Source organism: Streptomyces sp. NTD107, from assembly GCF_059510435.1.
In genome coordinates this window covers 1-13,867 of record NZ_JCAJZV010000012.1, presented here as the reverse complement: position 1 = coordinate 13,867, position 13,867 = coordinate 1, and the positions used below count along the sequence as shown (strand labels likewise).

Annotated in this window: 12 protein-coding genes; 7 read left to right on the top strand and 5 right to left on the bottom strand. The window is 73.5% G+C overall.

Features of this window, described 5'->3' with window-relative positions:
• Positions 1–45: 45 nt before the first annotated feature.
• Genes murC through AC5WRL_RS21750 form a run of 3 tightly spaced genes read left to right on the top strand, consistent with a single transcriptional unit; the run spans position 46 to position 2,511 of the window.
• Complete coding sequence (murC, locus tag AC5WRL_RS21760; RefSeq protein ID WP_496090311.1) at positions 46–1,464, top strand: UDP-N-acetylmuramate--L-alanine ligase; 1,419 nt, start codon at positions 46–48, stop codon at positions 1,462–1,464.
• Positions 1,465–1,492: 28 nt separating this feature from the next.
• Positions 1,493–1,918: a peptide-methionine (R)-S-oxide reductase MsrB gene (msrB, locus tag AC5WRL_RS21755; protein ID WP_496090310.1), complete on the top strand. Its 426-nt coding sequence runs from the start codon at positions 1,493–1,495 to the stop codon at positions 1,916–1,918.
• The gene (locus AC5WRL_RS21750; protein ID WP_496090309.1) at positions 1,915–2,511 is read left to right on the top strand and encodes a short chain dehydrogenase; all 597 of its coding nucleotides are present in this window, start codon (positions 1,915–1,917) and stop codon (positions 2,509–2,511) included. The genes msrB and AC5WRL_RS21750 overlap by 4 nt, the downstream gene beginning before the upstream one ends.
• On the opposite strand, the gene AC5WRL_RS21745 is transcribed toward AC5WRL_RS21750, so the two are convergent.
• The 3 genes from AC5WRL_RS21745 to AC5WRL_RS21735 form a co-directional block, all read right to left on the bottom strand.
• Positions 2,498–3,463 carry a carbohydrate kinase family protein gene (locus tag AC5WRL_RS21745; RefSeq protein ID WP_496090308.1) on the bottom strand — a complete coding sequence of 322 codons (966 nt, stop codon included), beginning with the start codon at positions 3,461–3,463 and terminating at the stop codon, positions 2,498–2,500. The genes AC5WRL_RS21750 and AC5WRL_RS21745 overlap by 14 nt on opposite strands.
• A gap of 95 nt (positions 3,464–3,558) precedes the next feature.
• A complete protein-coding gene (gene treZ, locus AC5WRL_RS21740; protein ID WP_496090307.1) occupies positions 3,559–5,292 on the bottom strand; it encodes a malto-oligosyltrehalose trehalohydrolase in 1,734 nt (577 codons plus the stop codon).
• A 157-nt stretch (positions 5,293–5,449) separates the two neighbouring features.
• A complete protein-coding gene (locus tag AC5WRL_RS21735; RefSeq protein ID WP_496090306.1) occupies positions 5,450–6,364 on the bottom strand; it encodes a GNAT family N-acetyltransferase in 915 nt (304 codons plus the stop codon).
• 232 nt (positions 6,365–6,596) lie between these two features.
• On the opposite strand from AC5WRL_RS21735, the gene AC5WRL_RS21730 reads away from it, so the two are divergent.
• The gene (locus tag AC5WRL_RS21730) at positions 6,597–7,151 is read left to right on the top strand and encodes an FHA domain-containing protein (RefSeq protein ID WP_496090305.1); all 555 of its coding nucleotides are present in this window, start codon (positions 6,597–6,599) and stop codon (positions 7,149–7,151) included.
• A gap of 166 nt (positions 7,152–7,317) precedes the next feature.
• On the opposite strand, the gene treY is transcribed toward AC5WRL_RS21730, so the two are convergent.
• On the bottom strand, positions 7,318–9,876 hold the full coding sequence (gene treY / locus AC5WRL_RS21725) for a malto-oligosyltrehalose synthase (RefSeq protein WP_496090304.1): 2,559 nt from the start codon (positions 9,874–9,876) through the stop codon (positions 7,318–7,320).
• Positions 9,877–9,999: 123 nt separating this feature from the next.
• Here treY and AC5WRL_RS21720 point away from each other — a divergent pair, with 123 nt between their 5' ends.
• Entirely contained in the window at positions 10,000–11,229 is a 1,230-nt protein-coding gene (locus AC5WRL_RS21720; protein ID WP_496090303.1) for an SAV2148 family HEPN domain-containing protein, read from the top strand.
• Positions 11,230–11,290: 61 nt separating this feature from the next.
• Positions 11,291–12,382: a CDP-alcohol phosphatidyltransferase family protein gene (locus tag AC5WRL_RS21715; RefSeq protein ID WP_496090302.1), complete on the top strand. Its 1,092-nt coding sequence runs from the start codon at positions 11,291–11,293 to the stop codon at positions 12,380–12,382.
• A 53-nt stretch (positions 12,383–12,435) separates the two neighbouring features.
• Here AC5WRL_RS21715 and AC5WRL_RS21710 read toward each other — a convergent pair whose 3' ends face one another.
• Positions 12,436–13,065 carry a TetR/AcrR family transcriptional regulator gene (locus AC5WRL_RS21710; protein ID WP_496090301.1) on the bottom strand — a complete coding sequence of 210 codons (630 nt, stop codon included), beginning with the start codon at positions 13,063–13,065 and terminating at the stop codon, positions 12,436–12,438.
• A 36-nt stretch (positions 13,066–13,101) separates the two neighbouring features.
• On the opposite strand from AC5WRL_RS21710, the gene AC5WRL_RS21705 reads away from it, so the two are divergent.
• Positions 13,102–13,800 carry a 2-oxoglutarate/malate transporter gene (locus AC5WRL_RS21705; RefSeq protein WP_496090300.1) on the top strand — a complete coding sequence of 233 codons (699 nt, stop codon included), beginning with the start codon at positions 13,102–13,104 and terminating at the stop codon, positions 13,798–13,800.
• Positions 13,801–13,867: the final 67 nt, after the last annotated feature.

The following is a 13,867-nucleotide window of genomic DNA, read 5'->3' as shown; positions in this document are numbered from 1 at the left end:
GCAGACCAGGGAACCGCGCACCAGGGAACCAAGGGAGACACACGCATGACACCGGCGATCCCGCCCGCCATGGAACGGCCCCACTTCATCGGCATCGGCGGCGCGGGCATGTCGGGCATCGCCAAGATCCTGACCCAGCGCGGCGCCCTCGTGGCCGGCAGCGACTTCCGCGAGTCGGCCACCGCCGCCGCCCTGCGCGAACTCGGCGCCACCGTACGCATCGGCCACGACGCCGCGCACCTCGCCGACGGCACCAGCTGCGTGGTCATCTCCAGCGCCATCCGCGCCGACAACCCCGAACTGACCGCCGCCCGCTCCCAGGGCATCCCCGTGGTGCACCGCTCCGAGGCGCTGGCCGCCCTGATGACCGACAGCCGCGCCATCGCGGTGGCCGGCACCCACGGCAAGACCACCACCACCTCGATGCTCGCCGTCGCCCTCGGCACCCTGGGCCTGCACCCCTCCTACGCCATCGGCGGCGACCTGGACGGCCCCGGATCCAACGCCCACCACGGCAAGGGCGAACTCTTCGTCGCCGAGGCCGACGAGAGCGACCGCAGCTTCCACCGCTACACCCCCGAGGTCGCGGTGATCCTCAACGTCGAGCTGGACCACCACGCCAACTACGCCTCGATGGAAGAGATCTACGAGTCCTTCGAGATCTTCACCGCCGCCGTCCGGCCCGGCGGCACCCTCATCGTCAACGCCGACCAGGAGGGCGCCCGCGTCCTCACCGCCCGGCTGCGCGACCGCGCCGCCGACGGGCTGCGGATCATCACCTACGGTGAGTCCCCCGAGGCCGACGTACGGGTGCTCGACGTCACGCCGCACGGCCTCACCAGCACCGTCACCGTACGACTGGCCGACGGCACCGAACTCGCCTTCGCCGTCTCCGTACCCGGCCGCCACTACGCCCACAACGCCGTCGCCGCGCTCGCCGCCGGCATCGCGGCCGGCATCCCGGCCGCCGAGCTGGCCGGCGCGCTCGGCTCCTACACCGGGGTCGGCCGCCGCCTCCAGCTGAAGGGCACGGCGGCCGGCGTCCAGGTCATCGACTCCTACGCCCACCACCCCACCGAGATGACCGCCGACCTGGAAGCGATCCGGGGGGCGGCGGGCGAGGGCCGGGTGCTGGTGGTCTTCCAGCCGCACCTGTTCAGCCGCACCCGCGAACTGGGCACCGAGATGGGCCAGGCCCTCGCGCTGGCCGACGCCTCCGTGGTGCTGGAGATCTATCCCGCCCGCGAGGACCCCATCCCCGGCATCACCAGCGCGCTGATCACCGAGGCCGCCACCGCGCACGGCGCGCGGGTGCACCCCGAGCCGGCCGGCGGCAAGGACGCCGTGCCCGAGGTCGTCGCGGGAATGGCGCAGCCCGGTGATCTCGTTCTGACCATGGGGGCCGGGGACGTCACCGACCTCGGGCCGAAGATCCTGGCCCGGCTGGCCGGGCCGGCGCGGTAAATCGTTTGTGAATGAGGAGAGCGGAACCATGGGTTATGAGGTCGAGAAGACCGACGCGCAGTGGCGCGAGGAGCTGACCGACGAGGAGTACCGGGTCCTGCGCGAGGCCGGCACCGAGCGGGCGTTCACCGGCGAGTACACCGACACCAAGACGGTCGGCGTCTACAACTGCCGGGCCTGCGGCGCCGAACTGTTCCGCTCCGGGACCAAGTTCGAGTCGCACTGCGGCTGGCCCTCGTTCTACGACCCGGCCGACAGCGACGCGGTTCAGACCAGGACCGACACCTCGCTGCCGGGCCGCCCCCGTACCGAGGTGCTGTGCGCCACCTGCGGCTCGCACCTGGGCCACGTCTTCGAGGGCGAGGGCTACGGCACCCCCACCGCCCTGCGGTACTGCATCAACTCCATCGCCATCCGGCACGTGGAGACGGGAGCGGAGGCGGCGGAGGGGTGACGCTCGACGTCATCGTGATCGGCGCGGGCGGCACCGTGGGTGCCGCCGTCGCCGGCCGACTGGAGGCAGCCGGCCACCGAGTGGTACGCGCCTCCCGCACCGGGCAGGCCCGGGTCGATCTGACCGAGCCCGCCACCATCGACGCGCTGTTCGCTGCGCACGGCCCGGTGGACGCGGTGGTGTGCTGCGCCGCCAGCGGCGGGATGGCCCCGGTGGCCGGCTCGTCCGACGCCGCGTTCTTCAGCGGCCTGGACGGCAAGCTCGTCGGCCAGGTCGAGCTGGTGCGCCGGGCCCTGCCCCAGCTGCGGGACAACGGCTCGATCACCCTCACCAGCGGCACCATCCCCGACTCGCTGCGGGACGCCGCCCTCGGCCGCCTCATCAACGCCGGCCTGGAGGCGTTCGTCCGGGCCGCCGCCAGGGAACTGCCCCGCGGGGTACGGCTCAACGCCATCAGCCCCGGCTGGATCCGCGAAACCCTGATCGCCCTGGAACTGGACCCGGCCCCCGGCACCCCGCTCGACGAGGTCGCGACGCACTACCTGGAGGCCGTGGAGGGCGCCGCGCGCGGCCACGTCTTCACCCTGGAGTGACCTCCGGCGCCGGCTCCGCCGCCGTACCGCCGCCGAGCCGGGCCACCTCGGTGCTCAGCTCGGCAGCGGTGATCTGCCGCTCGTGGGTGCCCACCTGGGTGCACGCGAACGCCCCCGACACAGTGCCCGCCAGCGCGCACTGTCCCAGATCCCCGCCCGCGAACAGCGTGGCCAGGAACGCCGTCACAAACGCGTCCCCCGCGCCGTTGCTGTCCACCACCGGCGCGTCCGGCGTCACCGCCGGGACGTGCCGTACGGCGCCGTCCCCGTCCCGGCTCAGCAGATGCGCGCCGCGCTCCCCGTCCGTGGCCACCACCAGCTTCGCCTTCCCGCGCGCCAGGATCAGCCGCAGCGTCTCCTCGATCCGGCCCCGCACACCGGCCGCGCTGAGAAAGACATAGTCGGTACGGAACGCCCACGGGTGGCTGTCCGGATCGACCCCGTCCCAGGCGTGCAGATCCGTCGAGGACGGCAGCCCCCGGCGCTCCAGCTCGCCGAACAGCTCCCGGTTGAAACCGGAACGGCACACATGCACATGGCGCGCCCGGTCCAGATGCGGAGCCACGAAGTCGGGCGGCAGCAGCAGATCGGCCGGATGCCGGCCGTCGTAGAAGGAGAACCGGCGCCCCGCGTCGTCCACCAGATTGACGCTGCGCGGCGTGCCGTTGGGCGCGGGCAGCACATCGAAGCCGAGCCCGGCGGAGGTGAAGCGGCGGCGGATCAGATCGCCCTGGAGATCGTCGCCGAGGAAGTCGAGGAAGTGGGTGCGCAGCCCCAGCGCGTGAAAGCCCAGCGCGGCGCCGGTCCCGGTGTGCGCCACATAGTCGCGGATCGGCGGGACATGCAGCAGATCGGCGTCCGGCACCTCAAGCCGGGGCACCCGCACGATGGTGTCCACCCCGGCGGCGCCCACCACCAGCACGTCGTACAGCGGTTCGCTCGTGTTGCCCATGTCACCGATGATGCCAGCGAAACCGGATGTTCCGGGGCCCACTGCGCCGCCCGCGTTCCCGTCCGCTCCGGTCACCCGCTCCGGTCCCGTTCCGCTCAGCCGGAACGCAGCACCGCCGCCGATTCCGGCGGCAGCCGCAAGGGGGCGGCCGGGGGGACGGGGTGGGTGGCCGCCAGCAGCGTCAGGGGGAACGGGGGAAGCGGCACGGTCGCGGGGCTGGTGCGGGAGAAGTTCACCGCCACCAGCAGCCGGCCGTGGCGGACCGTCAGCCAGCCCGCCGCCTCGTCGTACGCCGCCGTCACCGCCGACAGCGGCTGCTCCGCGTCCAGCAGCGCGTGGCGGATCCCGATCAGCCGCCGGCACCACGCCGTCGCCTCCGGGTGGTCGGCGTCCGGCGGGTGCCGCACGCACGACCGCTCCCGGGTCGCCGGATCCTGCGGATCCGGAATGTCCTGCGCCGCCCAGCCGTGCGCCGCGAACTCCGCCCGCCGACCCTGCCGCACCGCCTCGGCCAGCGCCGGATCCTGATGGTCGGTGAAGAACTGCCACGGCGTCCTGGCCCCCCACTCCTCACCCATGAAGAGCATCGGCGTCAGCGGCCCGCACAGCACCAGCGCCGCCCCCAGCGCCGCCCGCCGCGGCCCGGCCAGCGCCGCCAGCCGGTCGCCCAGCGCCCGATTGCCGATCTGATCGTGTGTCTGCGCGTACCCCACCAGCCGGTACGCCGGCGTCGCCGCCCGCTCCAGCGCCCGCCCGTGTCCCCGCCCCCGGAACGCCGAATAGCCGCCGTCGTGGAAGAAGCCCCCCGTCAGCGTCTTCGCCAGCGCCGCCATCGGGGCCCGGGCGAAATCCGCGTAGTACCCGCCCGCCTCACCCGTCAGCGCGGTATGCAGCGCGTGATGGAAGTCGTCCGTCCACTGCGCGTGCAGCCCCAGACCGTTGTGCTCGCGCGGCGCGACGGTGCGCGGATCGTTCCGGTCCGACTCGGCGATCAGAAACAGCGGCCGGCCCACCTCCACCGCCAGCGCGTCCACCGCCGCCGACAGCTCCGCCACAAACGGCGCGGCCCGGTCGTCCGCCAGCTCGTGCACGGCGTCCAGCCGCAGCCCGTCAAGACGGAAGTCCCGCAAGAACGCCAGCGCGCTGCCCGCGAAGTACGCCCGCACCTCGTCCGAACCCCGCCCGTCCAGATTCACCGCGGAACCCCACGGCGTGTGATGCCGGTCGGTGAAGTACGGGCCGAACTCCGGCAGCCGGTTGCCCGAGGGCCCCAGATGGTTGTGCACCACATCCAGCACCACCCCCAGCCCCACGCCGTGCGCCGCGTCCACCAGCCGCGCCAGCCCCGCCGGCCCCCCGTACGGCTCGTGCACCGCCCACGGCGCCACCCCGTCGTACCCCCAGCCGTGCCGCCCCGGGAACGGGCACACCGGCATCAGCTGCACATGGGTGACCCCCAGCTCCGCCAGGCGCCCCAGCCGCCCCGCCGCCGCGTCGAAGGTGCCCTCGGCCGTGAACGTACCGATGTGCAGCTCGTACAGCACCGCGCCCGGCAGCCCGCGCCCCGGCCACGGATGGCGCCAGCGGTACGCCTCCAGGTCCACCACGGCACCCGGACGCTCCGGGCCCTCCGGCAGCCGGCGGGCCCGCGGGTCCGGCAGCACCGGCGCGTCCGGCTCGTCGAGCACGAAGCCGTACCGGGCGCCCGGTACGGCTTCGGCCCGCGCATGCCACCAGCCACCCGCGTCCTCACGCAGCGGCAGCCGCGCACCCTCCAGCCACAGCCAGACCCGGCGGGCCCGGGGTGCCCACACCTCGAAGCGACGCATGGACACCATGGTCGGGGGTGTCCGCACCGTTCCGCCTGCCGGGCGACACCCGGTACGCGCGCTCGCCGCGCCGTCGAGCGCGCCGGGTGGCCCACGGCGAGGACGCCCCCGCCGCCCGGCGCCACGGTGAAGACACCCCCTCGGGCCCGCCGTGGCCTCACGCCATGCAGTAGCGGTGCTGCGTCACCGGATAGCCCGCCCGGGCGAACGCCTTGGCCATCGGCACATTGCCGGTGTCGGTGGCGGCCCAGACCCGCCGCGCGCCCTCGGCGGCCAGCTGCCGGGTGCACTCCACCAGCAGGTCGTACGCGTAACCGTGGCCGCGCTGCTCCGGCACCACCCCGATGAAGCCGACCACCGGGCCGTTGGGGTTGCGGGCCGGGGCCTGGAAGCCGACGAGTTCGCCCGCCGGGGTGTGCGCGGTCCGCCACCACTCGCGCGGTGAGGGGCACCAGCGCAGGAAGTCCAGCTCCTGCCGCGCCGCCGCGTCCGGCCCTTCCGCTGCGTGGGCCCGCAGCGCGTGGGTGTCCAGGGTGGAGCTGTGGATGCGGCGCAGCACGTCGAGGACCACGTCGTCGTCGGGCTCGGGCCGGAACACCAGCCGGCCGGGCGGCTCGGGGATCCCGCACTCGGGGGTCCAGGTGTAGCGGAACCGTTCCACCAGCGGCTCGTAGCCCGCCTCGGCAGCCGCCGAGATCCGGGCCCCGCCGGCCGCCCTGGCGAGCGGGTCGGAGCGCCAGTCGGGCGGCAGGATCAGCTCGTACTCGGGGCGCAGCCCGGTGGCCCGCAGCAGGGCGGTGCCGGCCGCCGGGTCGGTGAAGTCGAACCAGTCCAGCGCGAGCGGCGCGGGGTCATCGGGCCCGCCCCAGTACGCGGCGCGGGCCACCACCGTGTCGCCGCGCAGCGCGAGCCAGGTCCGGTCGGGCCGGTACTGGCCGCCCTCGGCGATCGTACGGAAGACGTTGTTCGGCGGATCGAGCAGCGCGGGGCCGACCAGACCGGCGGTGGGCAGGGAGGTGAACAGAGCACTGTTCTCGCCCTCGGCGAGGCAGCGGAAGACCAGATCGGTCATGGGGGGAAAGAATCCTTCCGGACACGGATGGCGCGCCGCGCATCCGTCCGGTCAGTGAAGACGCCCGGGGACAGGAAGGAGGCGGAAGCAGGGCACGCGCGAGTCGGTGACACACATGGCAGACGCCTCCCTTCCGGATCCGTGGGCGTGCGAGCACCGTAACCCGGTGCCCGCGCGCGGCGCCAGCGAGTTATCTGGACAGAAGCAACTGCCGTCCCGGAAACTCTGTTTCATGACCTCGATCGAGTCCGGCGTGCCCTCCCCGCGGATATCCGACGCGGATCGCGAGCGTGCTCTCGGCGCGCTGCGGGAGGGCATGGTGGAGGGGAGGCTCTCCCAGGACACCTTCGAGCGGCGGCTGGACCAGATCATGGGGGCCCGGCGGCCGGAGGAGTTGGAGCTGGCGCTGCGTGATCTGCCCGCGCGCCAGGGGCCGGTGGAGCGTTCGGGCTGGCTGGTGCAGACGGTGGGCCGGATCGCCTCGTTCCAGCACCGGGTGTCCACGGCGTGGCGGGCGGAGCGGCTGCCGCAGCTGGTGCTGCCCAACCCGGGGCCGCATCCGCTGTCGATCGGCCGGGCCCCCGGGTCGGCGCTGCGGCTCAATGATGTGAGCGTCTCCCGCTTCCACGCGCAGCTGGCGGCCACGCCGACCGGCTGGCTGGTACGGGATCTGGGCTCGGCCAACGGCACCTGGGTGAACGGCCGGCGGGTGACCGACACGCTGCCGGTGCGGCCGGGGGACGAGGTGCGGTTCGGCGCCGTGTCGTACCGGCTGAGCATGCGCTGAGGGCGGCGGTTCGTGCCCGGCCCGGCCGTTCGGAAGCCGGTCTGCCGCCCGAGCGGGGGCTGGTGGTGTGGACGGCAGACCGGAGTTCCGTGGGGTGCGACGACGCCCGTGGGAGCGCTCCCAGTGTGCTGGCAGGGCACTCGCTTGTAAAGACGGCGCGTCGTCATCAGAACGTGTCGGCCCGGATCAGCAGGGCGACCGGACGGTGCGCGAACAGCCGGGCGAGCGGCGTCTTGCCCTGGTACCCGGTCCGGTCCGGGGTGTCGCCGGCCAGCACGTCGTACCAGCGGCCGGGCGGCAGTGGCAGGACGGTGGAGTCCCAGCCGCCCGCGGCGGCGAGCGTCCGGGTGAGCCTGCTGACCGCCGTGAGCGCCGCCCCGGAGCGCAGGAACGCCAGCGCGTGGTCCGCCGCCCGGCCCTCGGCGGTGAGCGGTTGGTACGTGGCGCGGGCCCCGAACCACTCGGGGTGCGCCCGGCGCAGCCGCAGCGCCACGCCGGTCAGCCACAGCTTCTCGGCGGGCAGGCCGCCGGTGGTGCCGCCGTCCACGGTGGCCGGATCGGCGGGGGGCGGGTCCGGCGGCCGGCGGTTGTCGGGGTCCACCAGGGCGCGGTAGACGGTCTCGCTGCCCCGGTAGATGTCGGGGACGCCGGGCATCGTCAGATGCAGCAGGGCGGCGCCGAGGATGTTGGCGCGGATCTGCGGTGCGAGCCGCTGGGCGAGGGTGGCCGCGGGATACCCGGGCGCGCCGCACGGCCCGCCCCGTACGAAGCGCTCCAGCGCCGTCTCGTAGGCGGTGTCGGGTTCGGTCCAGGTGGTGCGCAGGGCCGCTTCGCGTGCGGCCTTGAGGGTGGCGTCGAGCAGCCGCTCGGGGTCGGGGGCCGGGGCGAGCGCGAACGCGGTCTGCCAGCAGTGCCACGCCAGCAGCGGATCGGGGGCCGGCACGCCGGCGCGCGCGGCGCGTTCCGTCACCTCGGCGAGCAGTTCTGCCCACCCGCGCGGATGTTCGGTCAGCGTGGCGAGGGTGGCCCGGACATCGCCGCTGCGCTTGGTGTCATGGGTGGCGTACACGGTGCCGGTGCACGGCCACTCGCGCTGGACGCGGGCGCAGTGCGCGTGGAACGCGTCGGCCGACAGGGCGGGTTTGCCCGGCTCGCCGCCGACCTCGGCGGCCGACAGCAGGGGGACGTACCGATATCCGGCACAGTCCTCGACGGCCTTGGCCCGCAACGCGGAACTCACCTGGGCGAACCGCACCCGGAAGTCATCGGCGTCCGGGAGGCCCCCGGCGTCGCCCGCCGCCCCGGCCCGGCCGCCGGGGTGAGGGGAGCCGGTCTCCGGGTGGCCGGTGCGCGGGCGGCGCTCCCGCTCCCGCTCCCGTTCCTGTTCCCGATCCCGCGCCGTGGGCCGGTGGGCTGTCCCGTCGGCCGGGCCACGGCCCAGGGCCAGGGCGTGCACGGCGTTCACCGCCCCGGTCTCCACCGGGGTGGTCACGGCCGCGCGGGCGGCGCGGGCGGCTCGCTCCAGCAGAGTCGCGTCGGCCGGGGAAGGTGGGCCGGCGGCCGGGACGTACGGGCGGTAGACCGGCAGCCGTACCAGCAGTTCGGTCAGCGCGGTGCGCAGCGCGTCCAGCGGAAGCTCCGCGCCGCACAGCCGGTGCGCGGTCCGCAGCAGGCGTTCGCGCTCCGCCGCCAGGTCGTGGCCGATGACCTGACGCGCGGCGCGCCGCACCGTCGCCTCCCAGACGCCGCCCAGGCCATCCGGTGCGCCGGTGAACTCCCGGTAGTGCGCGGTGAGCCGGGCGGCGCCGTCCGGGTCGGTGAGGACCGCGTCGATGTGCCGCAGCGCGTCGTACCCGGTGGTGCCGGCCACCGGCCAGCCGGCCGGGAGGTGTTCGTCCGCCGCCAGGATCTTCTCGGCCACCACCCAGGCCCCGGTCCCGGCCCGCTTCCGCAGCCGCCGCAGATAGCCCTCGGGGTCGGCGAGCCCGTCGATGTGGTCGATCCGCAGCCCGTCGATGACGCCCTCGGCCAGCAGCCGCAGCACCGTGCCGTGGGTGGCCTCGAAGACGGCGGGGTCCTCCACCCGTACCGCGATCAGTTCGTTGACGGTGAAGAACCGGCGGTACGTCAGCTCGGTGCGGGCGAGCCGCCACCAGCCGAGCCGGTAGTGCTGGGCGTCGAGCAGCGCGGGCAGCGGCAGGGTCTCGGTGCCGGGGCGCAGCGGGAAACGATGGCGGTCCCCGTACCGCAGTACGCCGTCGGCCACCCGCAGTGCGCCCAGCTCCTGCGCCAGTGGCGCGCCGAGCACCGGCAGCAGCGGTCTGCGGTCCTCGCCCGAGGGGTCGATGTCGAACCAGGCCGCGGCGGGTGATCGCGGCCCGTCGCGCAGGAACTGCCACAGCGGGGCGTTGAGTTCGGTGTCGGCGGGCAGCGCCATGTGGTTGGGCACGATGTCGGCGATCATTCCCAGCCCGTGGGCCCTGGCCTTTTCGGCCAGCTCGCGCAGGCCCGTCTCACCGCCGAGTTCGGCGCGTACCCGGGAGTGGTCGGTGACGTCGTAGCCGTGCCGGGAGCCGGGCACGGCTTCCAGGACGGGGGACAGATGGAGGTGGGAGACGCCGAGGGAGGCCACCTGCGGCAGGGTCCGCGCGACAGCCGCGAATCCGAGGTCCGGCTCCAGCTGGACGCGGTAGGTCGCCGTGGGGGTACGGGGCGGCGCCGTCATGACCGCCTACCGTCCCGACTGCCCTGCCCCGCCGCGTGGTTGAGTCCGTACCGTGCTGCGCGGCCGGCCGGACGCGCAGTAGGCTTCCTTGATCCAACGGCGGGGTGGAAGGCGGTGCAGGCGGTGGGCTCCTCTGGGCTTGAGCTCCCCTCGGGGAATGGGGGTGAGACCGCGGAGGCGCCCACCCAGGCGGTGCCCGTGCCGCGTCCGGTGGAGATCGGGGCGGATCTGGGCTGGAGCGAGGCGGACTGGTCCGAGGTACGCACCCGGGTGGAGCGCGCCGGTCGGGCATATGTCTGGCTCAATCTGGTCGAACAGCGGCTGCGCTCGGTGGTGGCCGCGGTGCTGCGCCCGGTGTACGAGCCGGTGCACGGCGAGGAGTGGGAGATCGCGGCGGCCGGCCCGGCCGGGCAGGAGTGGGTGCAGCGGGCGGCGGCGCTGCGGGAGGTGAGCCGCCGCAAGGGGCTGGTGCTTGATCCGGCCGATGACACGGTGCTCGCCTTTCTGACCCTGCCTCAGTTGCGTGAACTCATGGTGCAGCACTGGCCCTGTTTCGCCCCGTATTTGGACAATCGGCGCGAGCTGGAGCTGACGCTGGACGAGCTGGAGGTGGCGCGCAGCGCGGTCAGCCGCAACCGGGGGATGAGCCGGGCGGTGCTGGAGCAGGCGGAGCGGGGCTGTGCCCGGCTGCTGCGGCTGCTGGATTCCGGGGCGCCGGGGGTGGCCGGGCGGCTGCCGGCGGACGCGGTGGAGCATCTGGTGGGGGACCGGTTCACGGATGTGGCAGGGGTGCATCCGGACCGGGTGCGGTTGCAGCGGCAGCTGCCGCCGGAGGAGCTGTTCGGGGGTGCCCGGCGGATCGACGCGGTGGGGACCGGGCTGGGGCTGCTGGTGCAGAACTATCCGGGGCGGCGGCTGGCGCATCTGGCGGCCTCGGGGTGCCGGGTGCGGCTGCTGTTCCTGAACCCGGCGAGCGGGGCGATGCGGCGCCGGGAGCGGGAGCTGGGTCTCAAGCGCGGGGAGCTGGGGCGCTCGGTGGAGACCAACATCCTCCAGATGCGCCGGGTGCGCAGCAAGGTGCGGGATCCGGAGGCGTTCGACATTCATGTGTTCGATGAGATCCCCCGATTCAGTGCTTATTTCGTGGACGGCGACAGCCCCGATGGGGTGGCCGTGGTGCAGTCATATCTAAGGAGAATACGGGGAATGGAAACCCCGGTTCTCGTTCTCCGGCGTGCGGGTCGGGAGATATCGCACCGAACGGACGCGGCGGCGGACGGCGAAATGACGCTTTTCGAAACGTACCGCGAGGAGTTCGAATGGACCTGGGAGAATTCCCGGCCGGTTTCGTGACAGCGCGTCGCGCGTGAAGTGGTAGCGTCTTTCAGGTCCTATTTCCGCCTGGAAGCAGACCATGCGTCACGACATTCCCCCCCTGACAGAGGTGCGCCGGACCACGCAGAAGAAACGGGACGCGTGGTGGACCGTCCTGCTGGTGGACCCCCTCGCCACCCCGCTGGTGCGCTGGACCGCGCTGTGGACCAGGATCACGCCGAATCAGATCACCTGGCTGGCCCTGTTCTTCGGCCTCGCCGCCGCCGGCTGTTTTGCCTTCGGCACCTGGAACTGGCTGCTGGTCGGCGCCCTGCTCTATCACGTGAGTTTCGTCCTGGACTGCATGGACGGAAAGCTGGCCCGACTGACCAGAACGGGTTCGGTATTCGGCGCCTGGCTCGATTATGTGTTTGATCGCATTCGGGTATTGGTGTGCGCGGTCGCCCTGATGGGCGGACAATTCTCCCGCACTGATGATGTGATCTATCTGTGGCTGGCGCTCGCCGTGGTCTTCCTCGACATGCTGCGCTATATCGACGCCCTCCAGATCTTCAAGATCCGGCACGGGATGCGCAAACAGATCAAGGCCCGCGCCCGCCGGGCGCGGGAAGCCGAGAACGCCACCGAGCTGGCCTTCATGGAAGACCTCCTGCGGGAGAACCCGGAGGCCGACGCCGACGCCCTCGCCGCCCACCACGAGAGTGAGCGGGAGCCGGTGGCCGAGCCCACCGCCGAGGAACGCGCGGTACCCGCGCAGCGCGCCGCCGATTCCGCCGCCTCGGCGACCACGGGCCCCCTCCCCGCCGACGCACGCGCCGCCCGCCCGGTGAGCGCCATCGTCGATCTGCACCGCGAGTTCCGCTCCCGCTTCCCCGGCTATCTGCGGCTGCGCTCCTTCCTGCTGCGGCACCGGATCCGTACCCATCTGATGAGCGGCATCGAGTTCCAGATGGCGGTGTTCATCGTCGCCCCGGCGCTGGACGCGGTGATCCCGGTGACCATCGGCGCCGGCGTGCTGCTGCTCGTCTTCGAGCTGGCCATCATCTACAAGCTGCTGCTGTCCACCCGGGACTTCGCCCGCACCCTGGACTCCTTCGACGCGGCCGAAAGCGCGCGGCGCGCCGAGGAGGAGGCCGCGGCGGCCGAGTCCGGCGCCCCGGTGGCCGGCTAAAAGGTGCTGCGGAAGGCCGCGACCTGCCAGATCACAGCCTTCCGCAACACCTTTTAGGCAGCCAGCAGTTCCCTCGCCAGAGCGGCGCTCCACCACTCCTCGATACGGCCGGGCGGCCAGCCGCGTTCGGCCGTGAGGGTGGTGTACACGTCGATGGTGCACAGCGCGGCGTAGATGTCGACGGCCGACGGTACGTCGAGGCCCGCGCGCAGCGTGCCGTCCGGCCAGGCGCCGAACACCTGCCGCCGGGTCCCGTCACCCCGGCGCCGGCCCTCCTCGTACGCACCGGCCAGCTCGGGCTCGGCGCGCCCCGCCTCGCGCAGTGCGAGGATCACCTCCCCGGCCCGCTCGTACAGCCGCCGGTCATAGCCGGCCATCGCCGACAGCTGCCGTACGGGATCGCCCTCCGCCGCCTCCAGATCGGCCACCAGCCGGTCCACCCCGGCGGAGAGGTCCGCGGCGTCCGCCACCGCACGGATCAGCCCGGTCTTGTCGCCGTAGGCGGCGTAGACGGTCGGTACGGAGACGCCCGCCTCCTCCGCCACAGCCCGCACGGTGGTGGCCGCCCAGCCCCGAGTGGTGAACAGCCGGCGTGCGGCCTCCGCGACGCCGGCCCGGGTGCGGTGTGCCTGGGCGGCGCGGTGCAGGGAGTCGTAGCGGCGCCTGGCCGGTTCGGTACCCATGGTGGCCTTTCATTTTTCACTGTCTATATTCAATATATGCTTACTCTATCGAAAGATGGCGGGGCGCGCTCCGCCCTGCCCGTCGCCCGGCTCGGCGGCCTCGCCTCCATCGGCTTCGCCACCCTCATCGTCCTCGGCAACGCGATCCTGGTGCCCGCCGGACTCCCCACCCCCGGCGCGCCGCTGCGCGACGCCCTCGACTTCTACGGATCCGCCCCGGCCGCGCTGCCCGTCGTCCTGGCCCTCGGACCACTGACCTGGGTGCTGTCCACGGTCTTCGCGGCCGGCGCCGGCGCCGCCCTGTGGCGCGCCGGGCAGCCGCGCGACGCGGGATGGTCGCTGGTCGGTGTCGCCGGGGTGCTGCTCCAGAACGTCACCTTCGCCACCGTGACCGCCCTTCGGCTCGCGCTCGCCGACGGCGGGGTCGGCACCGAGGGGCTGTGGGCGTTCCAGGACGCGCTGTTCATTCTCAACGGCACCTTCCTGGCCCTCGCCCTCATCGGATTCTCGCTCGCCGGGCTGCGCGCCGGGCTGATCCGCCCCGCGCTCGGCCGGCTCGGACTGCTCGCCGCCGCCCTCCACCTCGCCTCGGCCACCCTCACCCCGCTGATCATGGACGGCCACGGCCCGCTGGGCCTGCTCGGGCTCATCGGCTGGCTGCTGTGGGTGATCTGGCTGATCGGCTACGGCGCCACCCTGATCCGGCGGCCGGGCACGGTCAGCGCCGCCGCCTGAGCACACCGCGCCGGGGCGCGGGCGGGCCGGCACCGTCCCGCCGCCGCCCCACTGTCGGTGCCCGCTT